Source organism: Bacillus silvicola (genome assembly GCF_050524305.1).
GTDB lineage: Bacteria > Bacillota > Bacilli > Bacillales > Bacillaceae_G > Bacillus_A > Bacillus_A cereus_AT.
The window spans coordinates 456,702-482,458 of the sequence record NZ_JBNGVC010000013.1; the positions used below are offsets into that span (position 1 = coordinate 456,702).

The following is a 25,757-nucleotide window of genomic DNA, read 5'->3' on the forward strand; positions in this document are numbered from 1 at the left end:
AGGTTTCTTTTTTAGACTAATTTATTTCTGTACAGGGATACGTAAAAGACTGTCATTTGAATAAAAAGCATGAAAAATAAAATATATAATGGGTATCCAGGAATATATAAATTAGCTACAGGAGAAAGTGTTAAAAATCCAATAGCAATAACTATTCCATACCAGAATGACACAAATGTTGTCCGGCATGCCTTTTGTGTAATTGCATTTTCCCGCTCGTCTTCTTGTGGAAATAATAACGGGTACATCCAATAAGAAAGAGCTTTATGTTTCTTCTTTTGAACTTTATAAAAAACAGTTGTTGTAATAGCCACAATTAATAACAATCCGAATGGTATCATATTGATTGTTACTTCAAACGGTACTTTCTCAGTTTCAATAATATTTGCTAGCTCTATCCAAGCATAATAGAGCTCAATAAATGCCCAAAAAGCTATCATAAATCTCAGCACATTTAAGATATAAGAAACCCCAATTCTATTCATCCTCTTCGCCCTCCTTATTTAAAACAAACACATCTTCCATCTTTAACTCGAATACATCACAAATCGTAAGTGCTAATAACAACGAAGGAACATAATCCCCTTTTTCAATTGCAGCGATCGTTTGTCTCGTTACTCCAACCTTTTCTGCTAATACACTTTGCGTGAAATTAAAGCGAGCTCTTAATTCCTTCACCCTGTTTAAAATGGTCAAATTTACCACCTCTTACCATTATTGTATGCTACTCTTAACAAAATGTAAACTCAACTTAACATTATTTCCACAAAAAAATCCAACTTCACTTGTTGTGAAGTTGGATTTTTATTTAGTTTAAAATTGTAATTTTAACAGTTCTTCTACCCCAAGCATTAGCTGTTGCAGAATCTGGCATTAATAAATCGATAATATGACCTTTAATTGCACTACCCGTATCTCCAGCAATTGCTGTTCCATAACCTTCTACATATACAGTAGATCCTAATGGAATAACTGCCTCATCTACAGCAATTAATTTCATATTGGGATTTGCAGTCAAGTTATGCCCCATCTTAGATTTTACAGTTTCACCCGCTTTATAACCATTTTCAGATGGATCAGCTGTATAAGCAGTTGCTGTTACATAAAATTCTTTTCCACCTTGAGCTGGTTTAGGGTCTGGCTTAGACTCTGGTGTTGTATTTTTTGCTACAGGCTCTGCCGGCTTAGCTGCCTGTTCCTCTTTTTGCTTAGCTGCTGCTGCCTTCGCTTTCGCTAGCTCTTCTTGCTCAGCCTTTGCAGCTGCTTCCGCTTTTGCACGCTCTTCTGCTGCAATTCTCGCTGCTTCTTGTTCACGAGCAATTGTTTCTTGTACTGTTTTCATATTTGACTCAATTTTAGCTTTTTCTTCTGCTGCTAAATTAAGTTGGCTTGCAATCGTATTATATTTAGCTTGAACTGCTTGTAAGTTATCTTGACGCTTTTTCAAGTTATCTTGCAACTCAGCTTGTGCTTTTGTTAATTTTTGTTTATCTACTACTAAAGATGCTTCTTTTTCGTCAATCTCTTTTTTATCTTCTTCAATTTGACGAAGATCTTGTTCTTGTAGACGTAAAATTTCTTTATCTGCATCTAAAATTGTAGATACCGCGTTCATACGTTGTATAAAATCAGCAAAGTTTTTTGATTCTACAACAACCTCTACTACTAAACTCGTATTTGAGCTATTTTGAACAGAAACCATACGTTTTTTCATAATGTCCTTACGAGCAAGGACTTTATCTTCTAAAACGACAATATCTGCTTTTTTTTGTTCAATCTGCTTATGTGTTTCATCGATTTTACGTTGAATAGCAGCTTGATCCTCTTTATTTTTTGCAATTGTATTATTTAAATTATGTAGTTCATTTTCGATACCTTGAATTTCTTTACTAACAGCTTGCTTCTCTTGCTCTTTCTTTTGCATATCTGCATCGTTTTGCTGCAATTGCTGTTGCATGTTGTTAAGTTTCTCGTCGTTTGACTCTGCTTTTACAGCGACTGTACTAGAAAGACCTATGATTCCTGCTAATACTAGACTACTGATTCGCTTAAAATAGTTCATAATCCGACTCCCTTCTTATACAGTTATACATGATTTATTTTACAGTTTGTTTACAAAACCATTAAATACAGTTTATTTTTCATGACAAAAAAAAGAGAATTATGAATAAAATGTAATAGATTCTTAAATATTCAACAATTCCTATATTTAAAAATTATAAAAGATGCTAAAATCCAAATATAGAAAAATTAAAAATCCTAAAGGCGGTTGAATTAAATAAAATGTTTACTCAAAAGAAATCACTCCAACATAAAATTGATCAACTAGAAACTCATATACATGAACTAGAAACACAGTTAAAACAAAAAGATGTGGAAAAACAAGAAATTATATCCTCTATCCATAATCGTGTAAAAAGTGTTATGCAAGAGCACGAACTTGTAAATAACCAACATCATACACTCCAAAACTTAATTCAACAATTGAACGCATGCTTTGAAAATGTTTCTATGCGTACTACACATTCCAACGAATTAAATAACGAAATGCTACAAAAAGAGCAAAATTTAATTCAAGCTATTGAGGAAATTATCGATTGCTCTAATGAAGGAAAAGAATCCGTTCATCGCTTACTCATTGTAATTAATAAGTTAGGTGAACAATCTCAACGTACTTCTAATAGTATGAATCATTTAAGTGAACGCTCTAAAGAAATTGAACAAATTGTAGAAGTGATTCAAAACATTGCTGCACAAACAAATTTACTAGCGTTAAATGCAAGTATTGAAGCTGCACGTGCTGGAGAACACGGTAAAGGATTCGCTGTTGTTGCTAATGAAGTAAGAAAACTAGCAGAAAGCACAGCTGAGAGTACAAAAAACATCGGTAACTTAACGAAAAAAATTCAAGAAGAAATTGAAAAAGCATATGAAAATACAAAAGATAATTTACATTTAGTTGATGAAGGTGTAGAAATGAGCTCTGATACTAACGCTAGAATCGAAAATATTTTAATTATGATTCAAACATTACAAAGTGGCGCTACAAATGTTATTAAAGCTATCGAGAACCAAAAATCTTGTAATGATGATATATTACGAGAATTTGAAAATACACAACTAATGTTCCAAAAGTTAAATACTACTATTATGAATCATATTAATGATGCTGAAAAAGTTGATGTCCAATTATCAAAAAGCATTCAAGAAATAGTTGTTTCTCAGTAATATAAAAAATCCCCTATGACATAGTATGGGGGTTTTTATATTATTTCGAATATTATTTTCTTCTCAATATTCGCTCTCTCTTTTGTTATAATAAAAAAGTTGTTTCTTTCGACTAATACACAAGGAGGATGTTATGGAACAATTTTATTACATTTTAAAATATTTAATTCTTGGTCTATTCCAAGGACTAACAGAACCAATTCCGATTTCTTCAAGCGGTCACCTCGTTTTAGCACAGCATTTGCTAGGACTAAAAATAGAAGGGTTTAGCTTTGAGCTACTTGTTAATTCAGCTTCATTATTAGCTGTATTACTTATTTATAGAAAAGACTTAATTCGTCTAACAAAGAATGGTCTATCTTATATATTTACAAGAGCAGAAGATGCAAAATCAGATTTCTTCTTTATTATTTACCTTGTTATTGCAACCATTCCAGCAGGTGTAATTGGAGTTTTATTTAAAGATTATATCGACCAATATTTAAAAGGTGTTAAAATGGTTGGGATTTCCCTTCTTATTACTGCTATCGGTCTTTGGATTATTCGAAACTTGCGTGGACGTAAAAATGATGGCGATCTTTCTATGAAAGATGCAATCATTGTCGGTCTAGCACAAGCTTGCGCACTAATTCCTGGTATAAGCCGATCAGGTGCTACAATCGTAGCAGCAATGTTACTTGGTATGAAGCAAGAAACAGCACTTCGCTTCTCATTCTTACTATACATTCCTGTTAGCTTAGGTGGTTTATTGTTAAGTATTACAGACATTGCAAACGATCCAAATTTAGATACATTATTTGTACCTTATATTGTTGCTTTCATCGCAACATTCATCATGACATATATTTCATTAAAATGGTTTATGAACATTATGGCAAAAGGAAATTTAAAATATTTCTCTTTCTACTGTATTATCGTAGGTATACTAACTATCATTTTCTTATAAAGTGAAACTTTAATCAGTGGGGGTTTTGTTCATCCCCCACTGATTATTAGCCCTCACCAATCAGGCTTTTACTGCCCACAAATAGCGGGATAAAATGACCGTTAACACTTTTTAAAGTAAGCCATCCTATTCAAATAGGATGGCTTACTTTTTTATATTTCAATTTCGAATACCCTTTATTATTTACTTTGAATTTTCTGAATAGTATAATATAAATTATTCCCGTTACTTTTTCTTACTATAAAGAAAATAAAGTGAAACTTTATTTAGCCCTCACCAATCGAGATTTTACTGGGTAAAACTTCTCTCTTCTAGCCCATTTTTTTACTACTATCGAAAAAGAGGTGTTCGTATGTTTATCGTTACTAAACTTATTCATATTAAATATGGCTATGAAAATGAACTATTTCATTCACTTAAACAGCATTCTCCATCATATGGAACACAAGGCTTTATTAACATAGAATTTTCACAGATGCATCTTATAAATAATAGAGCTGAATATATGGTTCGCATGCTATGGAAAACTCAACAAGATTATCACGAATGGCTTTCTCAAAGAAAGAATGATGAAACGTGGAAACACCAAATACAAAATTATATCCTTTCTTCAAAATCCAATGCTGCCTATATGTAATAAAAAACCTCTTACTGCCCCCGTACAGTAAGAGATTTTTTATTGCATAAACTTTCTTTTCCTGACAATAAAAGCGAATAATAATCAAATTTCGTTTTGTATTATCATCATGAACAAAAATCTGTTCCTCCTCCTGAAAACGCCATGCACTTTCAAAAGTCGTAATATGATCCCCACTTACAGAAAAAAGCTCATATCGCATCTCTTGTATCCTCTCTCAACTTGCATAATCACAGTATTCTTATATTGAGTTTTACATAACTTAATTCATGTGAAATTTGTAATTCTTTCTATTTCGAAATATTTTAACTTTGTTTTAAAACCTTTTTAGCGCTATAATGATAAACGAATTTTCATTGAAAGGAGTTTCATTTTGACTGCATATTTATTTCCAGTAAAAACAGCATTTATTTTATTTCCTTTTTTAGCAATGTTTCTCTTAATCCCTTTTTTAATATTTAATTATCGAAAATATGGTTATTTAAATAAATGGCGCTCATTTATTTTATACTCTTTATTACTCTATTTATTAAATGCCTATTTTCTCGTTATTCTACCATTGCCACAAACGTATGATACTTGTAGCCTACAACCGGCCAATACACAACACATGCAACTCTCGCCATTTTATTTCGTACAAGAGATTAGTAATCATACATCAGCACTTTTAACGAAACCAGCTACGTACTTTCATCTATTAAAAGAATCTGCGTTTTTACAAGTAGCTTTTAACGTTCTACTAACCGTTCCATTTGGTATTTACTTGCGTTATTATTTCCGACGTAGTTTCTTGCAAACTATTTGCATTTCTTTATGTCTTTCACTATTTTTCGAACTAACCCAAGTGACTGGACTATACGGTATTTATAATTGTGCATATCGCCTATTTGATATCGATGATTTATTTTTAAACACACTAGGTGGCGTAATTGGCTTTATCATTGCACCAATATTTACGTACTTCCTTCCAAAAGCAAACGAGTTAGATAGTCATATTGATTTGGAAACGAAACCAGTCGGATTCGTTCGTCGCTTTATCGCGATGCAAATTGATTGGATTTTCTTATCTATCGTTGTACCTGTCATTAAAAACAAAGGAAATTCTTTCTTTGTTTCTAATATTCAATCTTACACGAACATATATGAACTCATTTTCATTACGTGTTCGATCTTTATTTACTTTATTATCATTCCATACTTTACGAATGGAAAAACAATTGGGAAAGCATTGCTTCGCATTTACGTGAAAGGAAAGTCAGATCGTATTACAATGAAGGAATTATTCATCCGTTACGGTATATTCTACTTTATTTTAGGTGGAATCAATTATATTCTTTCTAGTAGCTCTATTTTAAATCTTACAGAGCCTTTAGTATTGCTGGTTACATTGTTGTTCCAATTCGTAATTAACGGCCTATTCATTATTCATGTTTTATTGCATGTATTTAGCCAGGATAAATTACTATTTTATGAGCATATCAGTCATACAAGAAATGCAATTACACTAAAAAAAGCTGACAAATGATTATTTGTCAGCTTTTTTTCATACTCATGAATAACTTTTCTGCATAAGGATTTAAAAACATTCCCGTTTCATCTAGTGACTTCCTCACTTGTAAAAACAAATGAAACTCTGGATATATATCTTGTAATTGCTCATACGATAAAGTATGCATTTTCCCCCAATGCGGGCGTCCTTCATACTTTCGAAAGATTTGCTCCACCTCACCAAAATAAGCAGCATACTTCATACCTTTATACATATGAACGGCAATATACGCTGAATCTCTTCCGTACGCTGGACTGAGCCATATATCATCACCATGCACATAACGACATTCAATTGGGAAATGCACTTTATACTTTTTCTTTTCAATTAGATTTGAAATCTCTTCTACAACAACCCTCATATGTTTTGCAGGGACACTATACTCCATTTCATAAAAAGGAACAGTGCGAGATGTAGCGAACACTTCATAGCTTGGCCCAATTATTTTTGTATTCGGTACAACCTTGGCTGATAATTGGCTTACTCCTTTACTAATAGAAGGAAACCACTTACACCCTTTAGATAGTAGAGAAAAGATCCTATTTTCAAGTAATTCGACCTTTAGTTTATGCCACTTCAAATCAGTTCCTTTACTCGTTGTTTCATTTGTAAATTTCACTTGAACTTCATCTGAATAAGGAAAAACAAAAAATTCAAAATGGCGATTCTTCTTATATTCTTCTAATTTATCCATTACAGTAGAAAAAGGCTGTTTTTCACTTTCATAAACAAGTGAATAAGCTGGAATAACTTTCAACTTCACCTTTACAATGATACCAAGCATTCCAAGTGATAGCTGGAACGCTTTCCAATATTCATAGTTCTCTTCTTCAGAGCAAATAATACTCTCGCCTGTAGACAAAACTGCTGTAATTTCTAGCACTTGTGTTGATAAACTCCCAAATGTAACACCGGTCCCGTGAGTCCCTGTACTAATTGCTCCTGCAATAGATTGCGAATCAATATCTCCTAAGTTCTCTTGTGCATACCCTTTCGCCTCAAGTAATTTCCCTAAATCATGTAGTTTTGTTCCCGCCCATACTTCTACGGTCATCTTCTCTGCATCAACATTCATAATCCCCTTGAGTTCATCTAACGAAACTAAAATTTCTTCTGTTTGGACGAGAGGTGTAAAAGAATGCCCTGAACCCACAACCCGAATTTTCTTTCCCCTTTCTTGTGCAAGTCCTACAACTTCTATTACATCTTGTATACTTTCTGGGTACATCGTATAATGCGGAGTTCCCTCTACATTACCTGTCCAATTTCTCCATTTTTGTCCCTTTACAGAAAGCATTGGCTATCCCCCCGATATGTTGAATACTCTCCAACAATTTCCCCTTGTTTAATACGATACAAAACAGGAAAGCGCTCACATAATTCTCCAGCTTTACTATGGCGAAACAATATAGTATCCCCTATATACAATTGTTCCTCACCGTTATAGTAAACCGGTGTTTGCACTTCACCAGCTCCTTCTAACGCTAATAACTTTGCACCATGCGGTTTCCAGACCTCGGGCTCCTTCTCTTTACCAACTGCACCTGAAGCAATATACCCACCTCCTAGGCAAGTATAAATATGTGGAGCTGGTTTACGTACAATTGGTACAGCAAATCCAACGGCTGGTTGAAATTTTACTTCTTTATAATAATCAAACAGTTTCGGAGAGTAAAAAGCGGATCCTACAGTAATTTCCGTAACTGAGTGATCTTGCTCAGTTGTTTTTATACTCCCCGTTCCGCCCCCATTAACAAACCTTAGTTCAATACCAAGGTTTTGTATTTCTTTTACGATATTCCCTCTTCTTTCGTTAATTTCTAGCACCGATTTCTTCTTTAAATACGAAATAAGTTTATTTTGAAGCCTTTGTTTTGGCATATCATCTCCCACTCCAGCAATTTGTGCTTCATATCCCATTACACCATCCAATATTAAATATGGTGATGCCTTCACCTTTTCTACTATTTTTAAAGCGCTCTGGACATCTTTAACTGGAGATCTTCTCACACCAAAATGAAATTGAAAAATACGACTACTCATATCAATATCTAAACAAACTCGAAAACACCCACTAGATTCCACAGCAATTTTTTCTAAATAAACAATATGTTCTTCACAATCCACCATACAAGTAATAATGATCCCTTGCTTTGTAAGTAAACTAATTTCATATAAAGCTCTTTCATCATAAGCAGGATATCCTAGCAATAAATCATTAAATCCTTCTTCAATTAAAAATAAAGCTTCTCTAGGTGAAAAACACATAATACCTTGAAAACGATCATTTTCAGCTAAAATCTTTTTCATAATTGGAACAGAACGTAATGATTTACTCGCTATACGAATCTTCTTATCTCCACTTAACTCTATAATCGATTGAATATTTCTCTCTAAAGCTACTTCATCTAAAAATGCACACGGTAATGGAACTTCCTTAAAAATTCCTCTATCCACATTTTTCTCTCCTCTTCTATATATGTCTTATACATATTGGAAAGAAAGATTGATTTTCCTGTTTTCAAATAAAAAAAGTTTCTTCTTCACGAAGAAACTTTTTTGACTACTTCATAGAAATAGTCGCCTCTACTGGATAATGATCGGAGTAATCATTATATGTATATTTTTTGAACCATGACGTAACAGTCCATTGTGGCGATTTCGGCTGTAACACCTTATTCTCTATATACGATGGATTCGCATGGTCCTTACTTGTAATAATATAATCTAAATACTCGGCAGGGCTATCGGGGAAGTTATATTTCGCAATACTGTTTGTCGTTGCATCCCAAGTTGTAGTATGTCCCGTATAAGATGGAATAGAAGCGTGCAATGTTTTGAACATGGATGCGTACTCTGAGTCACTATTGTTCTCAGCATTTATTTTATTTACATTCATATCACCACCAATTAACACATACTCGTTATTTGGTATATTTTTATTTTTAATAAACTCTTGAATTTCTTGTAGCTGTTTTGTGCGTACAGATGCTGGCGAAGTGTTTCCACACATACTATCTTCAGCTTGTAAATGCGTCCCAATTACATGCACGAAACGATCATTTTTCTTAACTTTTGTGTATACAAATCCTTTATTTGATAAGTTATCTGGTCCACAGCCTTTTTCAAATACATATTGAATCTTTTCAACAATTGGCCATTTACTCACAATCGCTACACCTCCATCTTCAGGAGTCGAAGATGAATAGTTGCCTAACGTCTTATCCCACTCGCTTCCACTACTACGACCTAATACTGCCGTTTGATTTGGATATTCTTTCTTCAAATTTCCTAATAAGCGATTTGAAGCACTATTATCAAACACTTCATTTAATATAACAACATCTTGATTCTTTATATAATCTGCCGCTCCAATTAAATCAGCACGCTGACTTTGCCCCCAGTTGGGATATAGGTTTGTTGATAGCATGTACACATTATGCGTCATAACTTTTAACGTACCATTTTGATTTGTGGACATTTCTGCTTGAACGGAAGATCCACTATATAAAGCTGCTAGACTCATTCCAAAGCTAAGTACAACTTTTAACAATTTACTTTTCACGAGTCATACCTCCATGTATTGTATAGTGATAAAAAGGCCAAATACTCTATTCTGAGATTTGACCTTTCTCCAATACTTAACGATTTCCGTACGTATCAAACCAAAGCTGAATATATCCAGCTGTTACACGTTGCGCTTCCGTTAATCGCTTACCAGTCATTGGTGTAACTTCAGCACGCCATTTGTCCGCATAACTTTGTGATACAGCAGCTTGCACGAACCAACTTTTCGTATTACTATTTACGATACCAGGGAAACCTTGTTTCGCAGCTACCGCAGCACCATGAATCCAATCTTCAGGGTTTGTACCTTTCCAATTCCAATATCCATTTCCGTCTGTTACTTTGTAATTATCTTTAATTGTATCTACAAAGTTTTCATATTTAGAATGGAATCCTTGTGGATAAGAAATATTTGTAAAGTTTGCTGCATGCATCGGTTGATTTACATCTCCTAAATAATGAAGAGATAACCCTAAATAGAAGAATGCTTGTTTCATATCTTTATTTTTATAAGATTCACCAGCTAATTTAAAATACTTAGCTCCAGTTTCCTTCGCTTGCTTTGCAAGTGGAATGTATGTACTTCCATCGTCTGGATCATAGAAATGCGACGCAAATGTACTATTGTCATAATAAGGATTTTCATAATCAGCAGAATAAATGCCATTTTCTAAATCTGTGCGCCATTCATTTAATAGTGCAACTTGATCTTGTTTTACAATTGTCGTATTACGGGACATAATATCAATTGCACGATTCACGATCCATAAATGAGAATTTACACCTTCTGAGTGTTTATCTTCAGCGGACCAATATTGAATAATCTGTACTCTATTCCCTCCATCATTTTCATGTGCAAAAGCTACATTTTGTAACGGAGCTGCTAACGTAATAGCTGCTGCTAAAGCAAGCACTTTCTTTTTCATATGAAATCCTCCATTTTATAGTTGAGTTATTGTAAATATTTTGTTTGGATCCTACGATGTTTTTCGGTTAACCTATGACTAGAATATCCCACCTTCCACCGAATTTCTATTATTTAATCAAAATATGCAAATGTTCATATCACTATAACTTTATACATAGTGAACGTAATGAATGCACTTACATTGTAATAAAGTATTGTTAAGCTACTGCAAATACTTGTCTAAACTAATGTAAAAAAAGAGTAAAGCGATTGATTAATCGCTTTACTCTTTTTTTCTTTTCGATAATATACTTGGCAGTTGCACATTCACTGCCAATTTATGAATAAATCCAAACACTAATCCAATCCCGATAAATATGTATAAGATCGTAAATACCTTTCCAAAATCAGTTTGCGGACTAAAATTCCCATCACCGACAGTCGTCAACGTAACCACACTAAAATATAGAGCGTCAAGAGGACGTAGTCCTTCAACTGTACTATAAAAAATCGTCCCCGATGTTAATGTCAAAATTGTTAATACGAATAACACTTGAAACTCTTTATCTTTCCATGCCCGTAAACAAGCTCTTAACATCCGTTTCAATGTCAACATAAATGAAAGCATTGGACTTCCCCTTCCAAACAAAAATACCTTTAGTTAAAGGAAAGTCTATCACCTTTCAGTATAGAAAAAAAGTAGCCCTTTTCTATTTCTAGAAAAGAGCTACTTTCTTCTATTATATATTATTTAGGTGAAACAAGAATTTTCACTTGTGTTTTATCTTTTACAAGTGCTTCAAAGCCTTCTTCAACAACTTGGTCCACTGTAATTTTTTTCGTAATTAATTTCTCCGCTTGAATTTGGCCAGAGCTAATTAATTTAATAACAGCTGGGAATATATGACGATATCCAAGAATACCGATAACTTCTTTTTCTTTTAATACAAGGTTGTTCGGAGTAATTGTCGCATCTTTTTCCCACACACTAACAATTACTGTCTGACCTTCAAAGCTTGTACTTTCAATCGCTTGACGAAGTACAACTTCAACACCTGTTACTTCAAAGCTCACATTTACACCTAAACCATTGGTTAAGTTGCGAATTTCTGCTAGTACATCTTGAGTTGCTGGGTTTAATACATAATCAGCACCTGCTAATTTCGCTAACTCTTGACGTTCTTTAGAAAGTTCAACTGCAATAACAGGAGTTGCTCCTGCTGCTTTTGCTGCTTGGATTACAAGAAGTCCAATCGGACCACAACCAAATACCGCTACAGCTTCTCCCTCTTTTAATTTACTTTGACGTACTGCATGAACTGCTACTGCTGCTGGTTCTACAAGCGCACCTTGTTCATACGTCATTTCGTCTGGAATATGATGAAGCATATCTTCTGGTACTACTGTATATTCAGAGAAACCACCACCGTCTCCACCAAGACCGTGGAAAACAAGTTGTTCACAAACATTGTAATGTCCATGTTTACAAGCTTCACATTTACCACAAGAATAAATTGGTTCTACAACAACGCGGTCTCCCACTTTATGAGATGTAACGCCTTCACCGATTTCTACTACCTCACCGCTAAACTCATGCCCTAAAATAACTGGTGCTTTCACATGTGTTAATGGGTGCTCTTCTGTTGGAATAAAAATTGGTCCTGCTAAATATTCATGCAAGTCTGTCCCGCAGATACCACACCATTTAACTTTAATTTTCACTGCTCCTGGTCGTACAGTTGGTTCCGGTACTTCTTCTACTCGTACATCACGTTGATTATGCCAAAGTAATGCTTTCATTTTAAACATCCCTCTCTATGTATATACTTAACCTGGTGAAGTTTACAAATCTATTATAGTACTTCTATCCATATATTTCAAAAAAACAATCTCATTTCCACTAATTTTTAACAAATAACGTTCAATATTTTGTCACTTTGTACTTTTTTCCACATCTGTTAATGCTAATTTCATTGCAGTTGAAATTAGCATTATGCCATAATAGCATAGGAGAGGTGAATATCGCTTGAAATATTTTATTTACTTTATTGTTATCGTAGCGTTTTTAGATACATTTTCACAATTACCTATTATGAGTACTTTCGCTCAGAGTCTTGGAGGAACCCCTCTTGTTATCGGACTAGTTGTCGGTATATACTCATTCGCTAATATGATCGGTAATATTATTGCTGGAGCCGCTGTCGATAAATTTGGTGCAAAAAAAATCCTTTATATAAGCATGGGAATTACGAGTTTCATAGTCTTGTTATACACCGTTGTTCAAAGTGGTGAACAACTATTAGTTGTGCGCTTTATGCACGGTTTTAGTGACGGATTTTTAATTCCTGCTGCCTTTACATTTTTATCAAAGCAAACGAATTCAGCAAGGCAAGGTAAGGCAATGGCTCTATCTGGTGCTGCTGTTGGAACAGCTGCAATCGTAGGACCTGCTTTCAGCGGCATTATGAAAGCAACAGCTGGTATAGAGTGGGTGTTCATTACTATTTCTATTTTAATGGTCCTTGGTACAATCGTATCTCTATTCTTCTTACCAAATAACGTATCAAGAAAAGATACATCAAGAACTCAAATGATGAACAAAGAAGATATGATTGAACTATTGAAATCAGAACCGTTATTACAAGCATATATTGGTGCTTTCACACTAATGTTTTCACAAGGGATTGTCACTTATATGTTACCAGTAAAAGTTGAGGCATTAGCACTTAAAGCATCTACAACAGGCATGATGTTAAGTGTATTCGGAATTACCGCTATCCTCTTCTTCTTACTGCCAACAAATCGCATTTACGATCGATTTAATCGTTCAAAACTAATGCTAATCGGGATTGCAGTAATGGCACTAGCATTATCTTTACTCGGATTATTTGCAACAAAAGGCATGCTCTTTATCGTTATGATGATTTATGGAATTGGGTTCGCTATCCTCTTCCCAGCAATTAATGCTTTACTTGTTGAAAATACGACAGATAATAATCGCGGGAAAGCATTCGGTTTGTTTTATGCATTCTTCTCGTTAGGGGTTGTTGCTGGATCCTTTACAGTTGGAGTAATCGGAGCATCACCTAGCGCTAGCTTCGTTATCGGAACTGCATTCTTGTTAACATTTGCTGGAATGATTTTTGTAAGAAGCAAAGTAAAAAAGACAATGATGGGTTAATTCCATCATTGTCTTTTTTTCACCTAATATATATTACTTTTGCATATAACCAAGTAATACTGTAAATAAACTTATGTATAAAAGCAATACTACATTCTTCCTTAAAAAAAGAAAGTCTATAAATACCAACGATACTTCGACAATTTCCTCGGAAATATTTCTTTTCCCCACATAATTTGCTACACTATATATGAACAGACGCTTGTATTACATAAGCTGAAATAATAACTTACTGTACAAATATAAAAGCACACTCTTCATATGAAGAATGTGCTTTTACTTTATTAACGTCTAATCCAAACAGCGCCTGCCGACTTATCCTCTGCCTGTCCAACAACTTGGAATTTAAGTCCAAGGTTTGGAACTTTTCGTCCCGCGTCAGCAATTTGCTTATTACTGTATACCTTTGAATCATCAAACGTTGTAACACCTTGTAATCCAGTATAATTAAACTGTCCTCGTGTAAATGAATTTACACTCCATGAAGGTGTTTGATCAAATGAAAATGCAGCATCTGCAATTTGAATTCCAGTATTACCGTATGCTGGTTTCCCGCCTAAATTTCCAACAATCGCTTCTGGATGAGAATCTACAACACCAAGGAAGCCTTCACCTGGATGTAACCCAACCCAGTTATCTTTGAAACTATCATCTGCATACCAAACGACAAGACCTGTATTATACACCGGACCTTTTCCCGCTTTTAATCCATTATCTGATCCGGCATAGTTTCTCCACTCTAGATAATAATAATGGGGTTTTTGTTCTGTCCCATCAGAAACAACGAATCCATTTAACTTCATTTTAGACTGTCCTTCTGCGTCATCTGAAAATACTACTTGTCCATCAACTGTTACATTTACATTATCCATTGCGAAACCTTTATATGTTAAAGCTGGATCTGTAATATAGTCGAATTGTAGTTTAACTTTCTTCCCTTTAAATTGACTTAAATCATATGATTTATCAACCCATTTTCCATCTGTTGTATCTCTATCTTCTTGGACTATGTTTTCTCCCAATCTATCAATTAATGTTTTCGTTCCATCTTCAGTTACAGCATGTACTTCGATGAAATCACACTCTGCTTCTAGTTCATAATTCGCTTTATAATCAAATTTTGCATTTGTTCCTTTTGTTAAATCGAAGAATGGTGTTTCTAATGTCGTATGAATATCATCGCCTCTTGTACTATAGTATGCACGCTTTCCAAATCCAGGCTTAATTGTTTCAATACTCTTACCTGGTAAGTTGACACGTACGACACCTGGACGATTTGATTTCGTAACACTTTGATCAATATATGTAGGGACTCCTACACCACTCTTAATTTTATCGTAATCTACTTCTAAAATTTTCGCCCAGTTTCCACCCATATTCTTTTGTAAGAAGTCTTTATTTTGTGGTGAAAAACTAGTTGGCTCTGTCCCTGCGATTTTTCCTGTCCAGCTACCTCCACTCATTAATGACCAAGCTTCAACAGGTGATCCATTTCCAGTATAATTCGTATCATACTCATCTGGTAAACCAAGGTCATGTCCAAATTCATGTGCAAACACACCTACTGCACCGTCTTCTGGTTCAATTGTGTAATCATGAGCCGCTACTTTTCCACCCCAATAAGGTACTTTAGATGTTGTTCCTTCAATCGCTACTGGATCCCTTGCTAATTTAGATCGATGTGACCAAATTGCATCATCTCCTAATTTACCACCGCCAGCTTCTTGACCAACACCGGCATGAATTACCATTAAATGATCAATTACACCGTCCGGTTCATTAAGATTGCCATCGCCATTTGTATCATAGCGGTCGAACTGATCGAATTGTGATAAATCTAATCCTTTATCCGCTGCAGCTTTTAATGCTTCTTTCACTAAATCACGCGCACCTTTTGGTCCTTTATTATCGTGACCGCTACTACCATCAGCACCGTAATCAGCAGCTTTACCCGGAACAGTTAACCACTCTGTTACATACCCATCTGTCGTATAACTGCCACCAGACTGTTCTTCATAATATTGCTTAAATGTTTTTACTTTCGAACCATCAAATAATGTGTAAGGCTCATTACCAAATAACATTTTTTGATAATGTTCCCTACTAAAATCTTTCGAGTACATATAACCCGGTGTTTGCTCAATATTATTATGTTTATAATCACTAAACTCAACGAGTAACACTAACACTTTATCCGTACGAACAGGTCCATTATATGGAGCTTGTTTCGCCTTAGAAGTTGGAACTTTCCCATCTAATTGCTTTTTATTTGGCTCCGGCTTTTGATCAGGGCTCACATTTTTTTCAGCTTTCTTTACCTTCTCTTTTTCCTCCATCTTTTTCTCTTTTACCTTTTTTACAAAGTCAGATGCTTCTTTAGCAGTATCCTCTGGAAGAATTTCTTTATTTGCTTGATCCCCTTTTTTCTTTTCAATATATTGCTCTACAGCTTTTTTCGTCTCTTCTTTAGATGATGCTGAATTAATTGTTCCTCGTTCTTTCAATGCTTCCGCTAAACGATCTTCTTGAATTAAATTATGATCAATTGGCGTTGTAGACATATTTTCTTTTGCTTTCACTGGCGTTTCTGCGTATGCTAACGGAGCACTCAATACAGCTGTGCATCCAATGATTGCCGTAATTGCTAATGACGACAACACTTTAAACGGTGCTTTTCTTCTCATTCTATTTCTCTCCTTTTATAAAACTTAAAATTCAGATAAATAAGTATATTTTAATTGAAATCCCTGCTTTCTGCCCTCCCTATATAAAAAAGCATAATTCTATAAACGTTAAGCTTTCTGTTATAGAATCATGCCCTCCAGTTTTCTGGTCAGACTCTCTATCCTTTTATCCCACTATTTGCTGGGCAGTAAGACTCCCACCTCAAAATTCGGCGAACCCGAGGAAGTTAGATGGGAGATAACTGCCCGTAAAAGCCCTATTGGCGAGGGCTAATAATCCGGTGGGGGATGAACCCACCCCACCACTGATTAAAGTTTTACTTTATATCGAAATATAAAAAATAAAGAGTGATTTGTATATATTAAATAGCTTATATTAAAAATTTAAAAGACAATATGCAAAATTGCATGAAAATTCCTTCAAATAAAAAAAAGAACCCTAGTCAATTAAACTAGGATTCTTGATTTTCTATTATTTCTCTTGTGTTTTCTCCCAATCAGCTAAGAATTTCTCAATTCCTTGATCTGTTAATGGGTGCTTCACTAATGAAGCAATTACGTTTGCTGGGATTGTTGCAATATGTGCACCGTTTAATGCTGCGTCTGTTACGTGAACACTGTGACGTACAGATGCTGCAATGATTTCTGTTTCAATGCCGTGAATTGCAAAGATTTCTGCGATTTGGCGAATTAAGTCCATACCGTTATGACCGATATCATCTAGGCGACCTAAGAACGGTGAAACGTATGTCGCACCAGCGCGAGCTGCAAGTAATGCTTGAACTGCTGAGAATACTAATGTAACGTTCGTACGAATTCCTAAATCTGAGAATGCTTTTACTGCTTTTAAACCTTCTGTTGTCATTGGAACTTTTACAACAACGTTTGGAGCGATTTTTGCTAACTCTTTTCCTTCTTCAATCATTTTATCAGCTTCTAAGCTAATTACTTCTGCGCTTACAGGTCCTTCAATAAAGCTGCAAATTTCACGAATACGCTCATGGAAATCTACGCCTTCTTTTGCTACAAGTGATGGATTTGTCGTTACTCCAGCTACTACACCTAATGCATTTGCCTCTTTAATTTCGTTAATGTTTGCTGTATCAATAAAAAATTTCATTTGTTATTCTTCCTTCCTAAGTTTCATTTTATATTTATTTATTTTTTCTTAATAAGCTCTAATTCAATCGGAATAAATTTGTCCACCTTTTTACCTTGTGTTATCTCTTTCGCTGCTTCCATCGCCTTCTCTCCGATTAATTCCGGTTTTTGAGCGACTGTTGCTGCCATGCGCCCATCTTTAACCGCTTTTACAGCATCGTCTGTTGCATCAAATCCAACAACAACCACATCTGTTTTACCAGCAGATTTCAATGCCTCGAGTGCGCCTAATGCCATTTCATCGTTATGAGCAAACACTGCTTTTATATCGCTATTTGCTTGCAAAATATTTTCCATAACGGATAATCCTTTTGCACGATCGAAATCAGCTGCTTGTTTTGCTACTACTTTTAAAGACTTATCAGCTACGTTATGGAATCCTTTCCCACGCTCACGAGCAGCAGACGATCCAGGGATTCCTTCTAACTCAGCAACATTTGTTCCTTCACCAACTAATTCCCGAATGTAATCACTAGCCATTTGACCACCTTCTACATTGTTGGAAGCAATATGAGAAACAACTTTACCTGAATTCGCAACTCGGTCTACTGTAATAACAGGAACATTGGCTGCATTAGCTGCACTTACCGCTGAAGCAACAGCATCTGAATCGGTTGGATTAATAACAACTACATCGACACCTTTTTGAATTAAATCTTCAACATCGTTTGTTTGCTTCGCTGCATCATTTTGTGCATCAACAGCAATTAATTCAATGCCGCTATCTTTTGCTTTCTTTTCTGCACCTTTTTTCAACGTGACGAAAAATGGGTTATTTAAAGTTGAAACAGAAAATCCAACTTTAATAGTTTTATTTCGACCTTTATCGCTAGAATCCTTTGCCCATTCTGGTGGTTCCATTGAACAACCAGCAGTAACTACCATGATGCATGCAACGAGTATCAGTAACCATTTTTTCATGAATTGCCCCTCCATTACGCTTCTTTTCGACGATCAATTAGTACAGCTAGTAAAATTACAAGTCCTTTTACAACTTGTTGGAAGAAAGAAGATACACCTAATAAATTTAAACCGTTATTTAGTACACCAATAATAAGCACACCGATGAATGTACCAACAATCCATCCTCTTCCGCCAGAAAGGCTCGTTCCTCCTAACACAACTGCAGCAATTGCATCTAATTCGTAAGAAGTACCAGCAGTCGGCTGTGCAGAATCTAACCTTGATGTTAAGACAATACCTGCAAGCGCTGCCAAAATTCCGGAAAGACCGTAAATCATTACTTTAATTCTCGTAACATTAATACCTGATAAAGCTGCCGCTTCTTCATTTCCACCAATAGCAAACGTACGGCGACCAAACGTTGTTTTCTTTAAAATAAAGTACAGTACTGCAAAAGCGATCATCATTGTAACGGCTGGCACAGGAATACCAAGGAAATAACCACGGCCAAACATTTGGAACATTAAATGATCACCAAGACCAGTGATCGGACGTCCGTCCATATAAACAAGCGTCAACCCGCGAAAAATAGTCATTGTTGCTAAAGTCGCAATAAACGGAGCTACTTTTCCCTTCGCAATAATGATACCGTTTACAATACCCATTACAAGACCTGCTAATAATCCAACTGCCATTGCAAGGAACGGATCCATGCCACTTGCCATCATTCCAGCAACAAGTGCACTTGATAATGCTAAAATAGAACCTACCGATAAGTCAATACCCCCTGTTAAAATAACGAAGGTCATTCCAAATGCAATGAGTGCATTAATCGATACTTGGCGCAGTATATTAAATAAATTTGGAATTTCAATAAATGCTGGATTTAAAGCTGTAATTACCACGATAATTAATACTAATCCAATTAAAGAACCAAGTTGTTGTAATACATTCCCCTTCTTAGCCATATCTTACTCTCCCCCTGTAGCTAGTGCCATAATAGACTCTTGCGATGCCTGATCTTTCTCTAAAATACCACCGATTTTCCCTTCATGAATGACAAGAACACGATCACTCATTCCTAAAACTTCTGGAAGCTCAGACGATACCATAATAACGGCATCACCTTGCTCGGTAAGCTTATTCATAATAGAGTAAATTTCTTTTTTAGCTCCAACATCTACACCTCTTGTTGGCTCATCTAAAATGAGTAACTGCGGATGAATACCTAGCCATTTTGCAATTACAATCTTTTGCTGATTTCCACCAGAAAGAGATTTTACAGATTGCTCTCCGTTTGCTGCTTTCACATTAAGGAGCTTCATCATATCCTCTGTAAATTGCTGTTCTAAACCTTTATTAACAACGCTCCCCTTTGAAAGACTTTCTAAGTTTGGTAATGCTAAATTTTCACGGATAGAAAAATCTAACACAAGCCCTTCTGATTTTCTATCCTCTGTAATAAAAGCAATTCGTTGTCTAATTACATCAATTGGACTATCAATTTTCACTTCTTGTCCATTCATAAAAATTTGTCCTGAATCGAGCGGTTCATATCCAAATATTGCTTTCATGATATCCGTACGACCGGCTCCCATCAAACCAGCAACACCAAGGATTTCACCTTTTCTAACTTGAAACGAAACATTTTCAAATTTTCCTTTTTTCGTTCCGTTACGCATTTCAAAAATCACTTCACCAATTTGACTATTACGCTCTGGATAACGTTCACCAATACTGCGGCCCACCATCATACTCACTACTTCATCAAATGACGTTTCTGGAATTAATCTTTTCCCTACATATTCTCCATCACGCAAAATCGTAATAGCATCACATATTGAAAAAATTTCTTCCATCCGGTGTGAAATATAAACGAACGAAACGCCCTCTTTACGTAATTTATTAATAACAGTAAACAGCGTTTCAATCTCGCGATCTGTTAATGCTGCTGTAGGTTCATCCATAATAATAACGCTCGCATTTGTCATTAATGCTTTCGCAATTTCAATAATTTGCTGTTGTCCAACTGATAATTCACCTGCTAGCATAGCGCCTCTCACATGTAGACCAAGATCCGCTAATTGTTGCTTGGCAATCGCATTCATTTGGCGCGTACGTAAAATGCCCGTTTTCCCATACATTAACTCTTTTCCAAGAAACATATTTTCAGCTACCGTTAAATTCGGTAATATGTTCAACTCTTGATGGATAAATGCAATACCATACTCTTCAGCTTCTTTCGCATTTTTAAAAGTTCTTTCTTGTCCATCAATCGTGACTGTTCCACTGTCTTTTTTATATACACCTGTTAAAATCTTCATGAGCGTCGATTTCCCCGCTCCGTTTTCCCCCATCAATGCATGGACTTCTCCTGTTTCAATCATAAACTGTGCGTTTTTTAGAACAGGATTACCACTGAACGCTTTTGAAATGTTTTTCATTTCAATATGCATTCTCATCACATCCCTTTATTAAAAAATCACGCCTGCATGTAAAATAACATTCGCATAAGGCGTTGCTTCTCCTGTACGAATAATCGCCTTCGCTCTCTTTGTATGCTCTTTAAACTCCTTATGAGACACATATTCAAATGCCGGCTCTATTAAACGCATCTCAACCTCTTTATTTACCTCTGCATTACTCATAATAACTTCTTCTGCTAACGTCACTTTTTCAATCGCCATATCATCGGCAACTACTTGTAATACGTCTAAAAAACTAGGTTTCCCAATCTCAACTGCTAAATCAATTCGTTTTACTCCATCAGGAATAGGTAATCCGCAATCAGCAATTACAATTGTATCTGTATGTCCAAGTGAAGCAAGGACTGCCGCGATTTCGCTATTTAATACACCGTGCTTTTTCATCCGACAATCACCTGCACTTCACGCACCCTATCTCTCGTTGGCATACCGCCTTGTGCCCCAAGTTTTGTTACAGAAAGGCCACCAGCAATATTGGCAAAACGAATTGCTTTTTGAAGTGTTTCTCCTTCAGAAAGTGCAACTGCTAACGCACCATTAAATGTGTCACCAGCTCCAGTCGTATCTACTACATCAACAGCAATACTAGGAACATGTACAATCTCCGTACCATTATGGAAACGAACACCGCTAGAACCTTCTGTTATCAGTAGTTTGTTTGGGTATTTAGCCAGTAGATCTTCAATTGGTGATGTGAAATCATCTAATACAATGCGACACTCATGCTCATTTGGCGTAATATAAGTCGCCTTTTCTAAAATATCTTCTGATAAGATTTGTGCTGGAGCAGGATTCAACATAACCGGAATTTTATGCTCCTCACAAATAGACAGAACGTATTTTACTGTTTCAAGCGGAATCTCTAGTTGAAGAACAACCATATCAGCTTTTACAAGAAGGTCTTTTGAACGATCTACAATCGACTCATTTACAAGAGCATTTGCTCCTTGTACGACAACAATACTGTTGTCCTCTTCTGCTAAAATGATATGAGCAATTCCTGTCGTTCTATCTGTAACCGGTACCACATAGTCGATAAAAACGCGTTCGTTCTCCAAATTTTTTCTAACTACTGTTCCATAATCATCATTTCCTACTGCACCAACCATCGCTACATTTGCTCCTAATCTAGCTGCTGCAACTGCTTGGTTAGCTCCTTTCCCTCCTGGGATCGTATGAAACGCTTCACCAATTACTGTTTCTCCTGCTTTCGGCCGTATTTTTGAAACAGCCACTAAGTCCATTGAAATACTACCTACTACTGCAATATTCGGCATCTGTCTCATCTCCTTACTTCGTTGTATTTCTTTCTATAATTTCAATCGGTAAACGATAGTGTTTCTCTTCTAATGCATTTCCTTCCATCTGCTCTAACAACAGCTCTGTTGCAATTTTCCCCATTTCATATATTGGCTGTGCAACAGTCGTAATAGATGGATACATCATTTCTGTTAAAGAAATTCCATCGAATCCGATAATTTGTAAATCATCTGGGATAGAAATCCCCTTTTGAAGTGCAGCCTTTACAATACCAATTGCAATTAAATCATTCCCAGCAACAATTCCGTCAATATGCGGATACTCTTCCAATAATTCTACCGCTACCTGTTCACTATTAGCTGGATCGAATGTACTCTCTGCAATCATATAAGAAAGATTATTTTGCGTAATAACGTCTACAAAGCCTTCAAAACGTTCGTTGGCTGTGCTTACATCACGTGGTCCGCGAATATGTGCAATATGTTTACATCCTTTATCTATTAATAACTTTGTCGCCGCCTGACTCCCTGCATAGTTATCTGCATATACAGTAGGAATGCGCTCATTAAACATACGGTCAATCGCAACAACTGGAATAGACAAATTCATGTAATTAACACTATTTTGTGGATTCGTTGCCACAATAAACCCATCCACATTATTTTGTCTAAGTACGTCAATGTATTGTTTCTCTTTTTCTAAACTTTCATCAGAGTTACAAAGGACAACTGTGTAACCTTGCTTATGTGCTACATCTTCTACGGCACGTGCAACTTCCGGAAAGAATGGATTCACGATATTTGGAACAACTAAGCCAATTAAACGAGATTTTTTATTGTATAAAGAACGCGCTACTGTACTAGGCTTATAATCTAGCATTTCAATTGCTCGCTCTACTTTCTTTAATGTATCCTCATGAACATATCCATTTTTATTTAACACTCTGGAAACGGTCGCAACAGATACTCCCGCTAATTTCGCAACGTCTTTAATCGTACTCATTCTCTTTTCTCTCCATTTCATGTAACCGTTTACAGAAAATAATATAACGTATTTCTAAAAATACGTCAATCATTTCTCATAAAAAAGCTTTTAAGGTTATACTCAAAAAAAGCACCGCCATAAGGCGATGCTTTTTCATTACGAAGATGATGCAGTTCGTTCGTTCTCTTCTACAGCAGGCTCTTCAGCACTTTTTTTACGATCAGACAGCTTAATCTTCTGTAAGAAAATCGTAAAGATTGCACCTACTATGATAAATACTAATCCTGTTAAGAATACAGTATGAAGTGAGTCTACTAAAGAACTTTTCAAAATTGGTACGATGCTATTAGAGAATGCTTCTGGCATTTGCTTTAATGCTTCTGGATTAAAGAGCATCGAATATAAACCTTGTGGGTCTGTATGAATCATATCTTTAAATTTTGTTACCATTTGTCCCGCTTCTTTCGGGAACGTATCTAATACAGGTACTAATTTATTTGTTAATGTTGTACCTGAAGTGTTATTCATAATTGATCCTAAAATTGTAATACCGAATGTTCCACCGATTTGACGGAAGAACTGACTTGATGATGTTACTACACCAAGATCTTTTTTCGGGAAGCTTTCTTGTAACGCCAATGTTAATGTTGGCATAACAAGACCCATTCCTAAACCGATAACCATCATATAAGAAGTAGCAGTAAGCTTAGTTGTGTGCATATCCATCGTTGTTAATAACCAGAATCCACCAGCCATAACAAGCATACCTGTGATAATTTGTGGTTTCACACCGACTTTTAATACAAGTTGACCGCCGATAATACTCATAACAATCATTGTAATCATCATTGGTGTCATGATCGTTCCTGATTCAGCAGCACTTACTCCTACAATTCCTTGCATGAAGAACGGTACGAACATAATAGCTCCAAACATTCCGATACTCATAAAGAATCCAATCGCATTCAGTATTGTAAAGGTGCGATTTTTAAAGAAATGCATTGGTAAAATTGGTTCTTCAGCTTTCGTTTCAACAATAATAAAGCTAACAATACCAATTAAAGCTAATGCGAATAACCCGATAATTTGCCAAGAATCCCATGCGTAATCTTTCCCGCCAAACGTTAACGCAAGTAATAAACTTACAACACCGAGAATCATCGTAAAGATTCCAGCGATGTCAATTTTAATTGGACCTGTTTGTTTATGTGATTTTAATCCCATTGCAATAAAGATCGTCGCTAAAATACCAACTGGTAAGTTAATGTAGAATACCCATCTCCAGTTCACTGCATCTACAATCCAACCACCAACTTGTGGTCCAATTACAGAAGCAAGACCGTATAGAGCTCCAAAAATACCTTGCCATTTCGCACGTTCTTTTCCTGTGAACATATCTCCGATAATAATCATAGCCATTGGCATCATAATACCGCCACCAAGACCTTGAATACCACGGAAAATAATTAATTCTGTCATACCATTTGCCATACCACATAACGCTGAACCAATCATAAAAATAACTAATCCTGTTATATATACATTACGACGCCCAAGTAAATCCGCTAATTTACCTGCAATTGGTACGACTGTCGTTGATGTTAACATGTAAGCAGTTGTTAACCATGTCATTAAGCTTAATCCGCCAAGTTCACCTACGATACGCGGCATTGCTGTACCAACGATTGTTCCGTCTAACGCAGCAAATAGCATCGCGATTACCAAACCGACTAACAACAACTTTCTATTCTGATTTTCTTGTTGCTCCATGTAATCTCCTCAATTCCTCTTATTTATTCTCTTTTTTCTCTTGTGTCCCGCAAATAATTGTTTCTAACTTTTCAAAGAGACGTAACAAATCTTCTCGCTCTTGTAATTCTAATTGTGAAAAGTATTTGCCGATATGCTCATTACGAGCTGCCATCGCCTCTTCTACTGTATCTTTCCCCTTTTTCGTTAGCTCAATGACAACAACACGGCGATCATTATCGTCGTGATAACGCTCTACTAGCCCATGATCAATTAAACGATCAATCATTACTGTAATCGCGCTCGGTTTCACGTACATTTTCTCCGCTAATTTTGTTGCTCTTGAGGCTCCGTGATGATCTAAAATCTTCAAAATATAAAACTGTGGTGGTGTAAGTCCTGATGCTTGCATTTGTTCCAGTAGCTCCGTTTGCATTTTCTTTCCTATAGCAAATGTAAGAGCTTGAATCTTATCAATATGAGTCATATCATTTGGCATGTTATCCACCTCTTAT

Annotated in this window: 23 protein-coding genes and 1 pseudogene; 5 read left to right on the forward strand and 19 right to left on the reverse strand. The window is 35.7% G+C overall.

Annotated features, from left to right (window positions below):
- Nucleotides 1–11: 11 nt before the first annotated feature.
- The 3 genes from ACP6L7_RS24570 to ACP6L7_RS24580 all read right to left on the reverse strand — a co-directional run bounded on the left by ACP6L7_RS24570 (nt 12) and on the right by ACP6L7_RS24580 (nt 2,062).
- A complete protein-coding gene (locus tag ACP6L7_RS24570; RefSeq protein ID WP_097832890.1) occupies nt 12–485 on the reverse strand; it encodes a DUF2178 domain-containing protein in 474 nt (157 codons plus the stop codon).
- Nucleotides 478–696 carry a helix-turn-helix transcriptional regulator gene (locus tag ACP6L7_RS24575; protein ID WP_002167109.1) on the reverse strand — a complete coding sequence of 73 codons (219 nt, stop codon included), beginning with the start codon at nt 694–696 and terminating at the stop codon, nt 478–480. Before ACP6L7_RS24575 ends, ACP6L7_RS24570 begins: the two co-directional genes overlap by 8 nt.
- A gap of 112 nt (nt 697–808) precedes the next feature.
- Nucleotides 809–2,062 carry a 3D domain-containing protein gene (locus tag ACP6L7_RS24580; protein ID WP_097832889.1) on the reverse strand — a complete coding sequence of 418 codons (1,254 nt, stop codon included), beginning with the start codon at nt 2,060–2,062 and terminating at the stop codon, nt 809–811.
- Between the two features lie 647 nt (nt 2,063–2,709).
- Here ACP6L7_RS24580 and ACP6L7_RS24585 point away from each other — a divergent pair.
- From ACP6L7_RS24585 to ACP6L7_RS24600, 4 genes and pseudogenes are all read left to right on the forward strand, one after another.
- Nucleotides 2,710–3,228, forward strand: a pseudogene (locus tag ACP6L7_RS24585) (methyl-accepting chemotaxis protein); the annotation flags it as partial.
- Between the two features lie 133 nt (nt 3,229–3,361).
- Nucleotides 3,362–4,174, forward strand: a complete 813-nt coding sequence (locus ACP6L7_RS24590; protein ID WP_000434777.1) for an undecaprenyl-diphosphate phosphatase — start codon at nt 3,362–3,364, stop codon at nt 4,172–4,174.
- A 352-nt stretch (nt 4,175–4,526) separates the two neighbouring features.
- Nucleotides 4,527–4,811 (forward strand): antibiotic biosynthesis monooxygenase family protein, encoded by a 285-nt coding sequence (locus ACP6L7_RS24595; RefSeq protein WP_097832887.1) that lies wholly within the window; start codon nt 4,527–4,529, stop codon nt 4,809–4,811.
- Nucleotides 4,812–5,184: 373 nt separating this feature from the next.
- Entirely contained in the window at nt 5,185–6,336 is a 1,152-nt protein-coding gene (locus tag ACP6L7_RS24600; protein WP_097832886.1) for a VanZ family protein, read from the forward strand.
- Nucleotides 6,337–6,343: 7 nt separating this feature from the next.
- Here the strand turns inward: ACP6L7_RS24600 and ACP6L7_RS24605 are convergent, their stop codons facing one another.
- From ACP6L7_RS24605 to bdhA, 6 genes are all read right to left on the reverse strand, one after another.
- Nucleotides 6,344–7,657 (reverse strand): D-arabinono-1,4-lactone oxidase, encoded by a 1,314-nt coding sequence (locus ACP6L7_RS24605; RefSeq protein WP_097832885.1) that lies wholly within the window; start codon nt 7,655–7,657, stop codon nt 6,344–6,346.
- Entirely contained in the window at nt 7,645–8,817 is a 1,173-nt protein-coding gene (locus tag ACP6L7_RS24610) for an amino acid deaminase/aldolase (RefSeq protein ID WP_097832884.1), read from the reverse strand. The genes ACP6L7_RS24605 and ACP6L7_RS24610 overlap by 13 nt, the downstream gene beginning before the upstream one ends.
- Before the next feature lie 106 nt (nt 8,818–8,923).
- Nucleotides 8,924–9,925, reverse strand: a complete 1,002-nt coding sequence (gene sph / locus ACP6L7_RS24615) for a sphingomyelinase C (RefSeq protein ID WP_097832883.1) — start codon at nt 9,923–9,925, stop codon at nt 8,924–8,926.
- Nucleotides 9,926–10,001: 76 nt separating this feature from the next.
- Nucleotides 10,002–10,853 (reverse strand): phospholipase CerA, encoded by an 852-nt coding sequence (gene cerA, locus ACP6L7_RS24620; RefSeq protein ID WP_430529457.1) that lies wholly within the window; start codon nt 10,851–10,853, stop codon nt 10,002–10,004.
- Nucleotides 10,854–11,117: 264 nt separating this feature from the next.
- Complete coding sequence (locus tag ACP6L7_RS24625) at nt 11,118–11,462, reverse strand: potassium channel family protein (RefSeq protein ID WP_002114144.1); 345 nt, start codon at nt 11,460–11,462, stop codon at nt 11,118–11,120.
- A 119-nt stretch (nt 11,463–11,581) separates the two neighbouring features.
- Entirely contained in the window at nt 11,582–12,634 is a 1,053-nt protein-coding gene (gene bdhA, locus ACP6L7_RS24630) for a (R,R)-butanediol dehydrogenase (RefSeq protein WP_097832881.1), read from the reverse strand.
- A 226-nt stretch (nt 12,635–12,860) separates the two neighbouring features.
- Here bdhA and ACP6L7_RS24635 point away from each other — a divergent pair, with 226 nt between their 5' ends.
- The gene (locus ACP6L7_RS24635) at nt 12,861–14,015 is read left to right on the forward strand and encodes an MFS transporter (protein WP_430529458.1); all 1,155 of its coding nucleotides are present in this window, start codon (nt 12,861–12,863) and stop codon (nt 14,013–14,015) included.
- Nucleotides 14,016–14,299: 284 nt separating this feature from the next.
- Here the strand turns inward: ACP6L7_RS24635 and inhA2 are convergent, their stop codons facing one another.
- The 10 genes from inhA2 to ACP6L7_RS24685 all read right to left on the reverse strand — a co-directional run bounded on the left by inhA2 (nt 14,300) and on the right by ACP6L7_RS24685 (nt 25,741).
- A complete protein-coding gene (gene inhA2 / locus ACP6L7_RS24640; protein ID WP_097832879.1) occupies nt 14,300–16,699 on the reverse strand; it encodes a M6 family metalloprotease immune inhibitor InhA2 in 2,400 nt (799 codons plus the stop codon).
- A gap of 472 nt (nt 16,700–17,171) precedes the next feature.
- The gene (gene fsa / locus ACP6L7_RS24645) at nt 17,172–17,819 is read right to left on the reverse strand and encodes a fructose-6-phosphate aldolase (RefSeq protein WP_000667666.1); all 648 of its coding nucleotides are present in this window, start codon (nt 17,817–17,819) and stop codon (nt 17,172–17,174) included.
- 38 nt (nt 17,820–17,857) lie between these two features.
- Nucleotides 17,858–18,781, reverse strand: a complete 924-nt coding sequence (gene rbsB / locus ACP6L7_RS24650) for a ribose ABC transporter substrate-binding protein RbsB (protein WP_097832878.1) — start codon at nt 18,779–18,781, stop codon at nt 17,858–17,860.
- A 14-nt stretch (nt 18,782–18,795) separates the two neighbouring features.
- A complete protein-coding gene (locus ACP6L7_RS24655) occupies nt 18,796–19,731 on the reverse strand; it encodes an ABC transporter permease subunit (RefSeq protein ID WP_001074641.1) in 936 nt (311 codons plus the stop codon).
- Nucleotides 19,732–19,734: 3 nt separating this feature from the next.
- Nucleotides 19,735–21,219, reverse strand: a complete 1,485-nt coding sequence (gene rbsA / locus ACP6L7_RS24660) for a ribose ABC transporter ATP-binding protein RbsA (RefSeq protein ID WP_430529459.1) — start codon at nt 21,217–21,219, stop codon at nt 19,735–19,737.
- 18 nt (nt 21,220–21,237) lie between these two features.
- Nucleotides 21,238–21,633, reverse strand: coding sequence for a D-ribose pyranase (rbsD, locus tag ACP6L7_RS24665; protein ID WP_071772206.1), 396 nt, complete (start codon nt 21,631–21,633; stop codon nt 21,238–21,240).
- Nucleotides 21,630–22,526 (reverse strand): ribokinase, encoded by an 897-nt coding sequence (rbsK, locus tag ACP6L7_RS24670; RefSeq protein ID WP_097832875.1) that lies wholly within the window; start codon nt 22,524–22,526, stop codon nt 21,630–21,632. The genes rbsD and rbsK overlap by 4 nt, the downstream gene beginning before the upstream one ends.
- Nucleotides 22,527–22,539: 13 nt before the next feature.
- Nucleotides 22,540–23,532, reverse strand: a complete 993-nt coding sequence (rbsR, locus tag ACP6L7_RS24675; RefSeq protein WP_071772204.1) for a ribose operon transcriptional repressor RbsR — start codon at nt 23,530–23,532, stop codon at nt 22,540–22,542.
- Between the two features lie 117 nt (nt 23,533–23,649).
- Nucleotides 23,650–25,263 carry an MDR family MFS transporter gene (locus tag ACP6L7_RS24680; RefSeq protein WP_071772203.1) on the reverse strand — a complete coding sequence of 538 codons (1,614 nt, stop codon included), beginning with the start codon at nt 25,261–25,263 and terminating at the stop codon, nt 23,650–23,652.
- A 19-nt stretch (nt 25,264–25,282) separates the two neighbouring features.
- Nucleotides 25,283–25,741, reverse strand: a complete 459-nt coding sequence (locus ACP6L7_RS24685) for a MarR family winged helix-turn-helix transcriptional regulator (RefSeq protein ID WP_097832874.1) — start codon at nt 25,739–25,741, stop codon at nt 25,283–25,285.
- Between the last annotated feature and the right edge of the window lie 16 nt (nt 25,742–25,757).

Excerpts from the sequence above, each read along its gene's own strand:
- ACP6L7_RS24570 (WP_097832890.1), bottom strand. The coding sequence starts at position 485 with ATGAATAGAATTGGGGTTTCTTATATCTTAAATGTGCTGAGATTTATG.
- ACP6L7_RS24580 (WP_097832889.1), bottom strand. The coding sequence starts at position 2,062 with ATGAACTATTTTAAGCGAATCAGTAGTCTAGTATTAGCAGGAATCATA.
- ACP6L7_RS24590 (WP_000434777.1), top strand. The coding sequence starts at position 3,362 with ATGGAACAATTTTATTACATTTTAAAATATTTAATTCTTGGTCTATTC.
- ACP6L7_RS24595 (WP_097832887.1), top strand. The coding sequence starts at position 4,527 with ATGTTTATCGTTACTAAACTTATTCATATTAAATATGGCTATGAAAAT.
- ACP6L7_RS24605 (WP_097832885.1), bottom strand. The coding sequence starts at position 7,657 with ATGCTTTCTGTAAAGGGACAAAAATGGAGAAATTGGACAGGTAATGTA.
- cerA (WP_430529457.1), bottom strand. The coding sequence starts at position 10,853 with ATGAAAAAGAAAGTGCTTGCTTTAGCAGCAGCTATTACGTTAGCAGCT.
- ACP6L7_RS24625 (WP_002114144.1), bottom strand. The coding sequence starts at position 11,462 with ATGCTTTCATTTATGTTGACATTGAAACGGATGTTAAGAGCTTGTTTA.
- bdhA (WP_097832881.1), bottom strand. The coding sequence starts at position 12,634 with ATGAAAGCATTACTTTGGCATAATCAACGTGATGTACGAGTAGAAGAA.
- inhA2 (WP_097832879.1), bottom strand. The coding sequence starts at position 16,699 with ATGAGAAGAAAAGCACCGTTTAAAGTGTTGTCGTCATTAGCAATTACG.
- fsa (WP_000667666.1), bottom strand. The coding sequence starts at position 17,819 with ATGAAATTTTTTATTGATACAGCAAACATTAACGAAATTAAAGAGGCA.
- rbsB (WP_097832878.1), bottom strand. The coding sequence starts at position 18,781 with ATGAAAAAATGGTTACTGATACTCGTTGCATGCATCATGGTAGTTACT.
- ACP6L7_RS24655 (WP_001074641.1), bottom strand. The coding sequence starts at position 19,731 with ATGGCTAAGAAGGGGAATGTATTACAACAACTTGGTTCTTTAATTGGA.
- rbsA (WP_430529459.1), bottom strand. The coding sequence starts at position 21,219 with ATGCATATTGAAATGAAAAACATTTCAAAAGCGTTCAGTGGTAATCCT.
- rbsD (WP_071772206.1), bottom strand. The coding sequence starts at position 21,633 with ATGAAAAAGCACGGTGTATTAAATAGCGAAATCGCGGCAGTCCTTGCT.
- rbsK (WP_097832875.1), bottom strand. The coding sequence starts at position 22,526 with ATGCCGAATATTGCAGTAGTAGGTAGTATTTCAATGGACTTAGTGGCT.
- rbsR (WP_071772204.1), bottom strand. The coding sequence starts at position 23,532 with ATGAAATGGAGAGAAAAGAGAATGAGTACGATTAAAGACGTTGCGAAA.
- ACP6L7_RS24680 (WP_071772203.1), bottom strand. The coding sequence starts at position 25,263 with ATGGAGCAACAAGAAAATCAGAATAGAAAGTTGTTGTTAGTCGGTTTG.
- ACP6L7_RS24685 (WP_097832874.1), bottom strand. The coding sequence starts at position 25,741 with ATGCCAAATGATATGACTCATATTGATAAGATTCAAGCTCTTACATTT.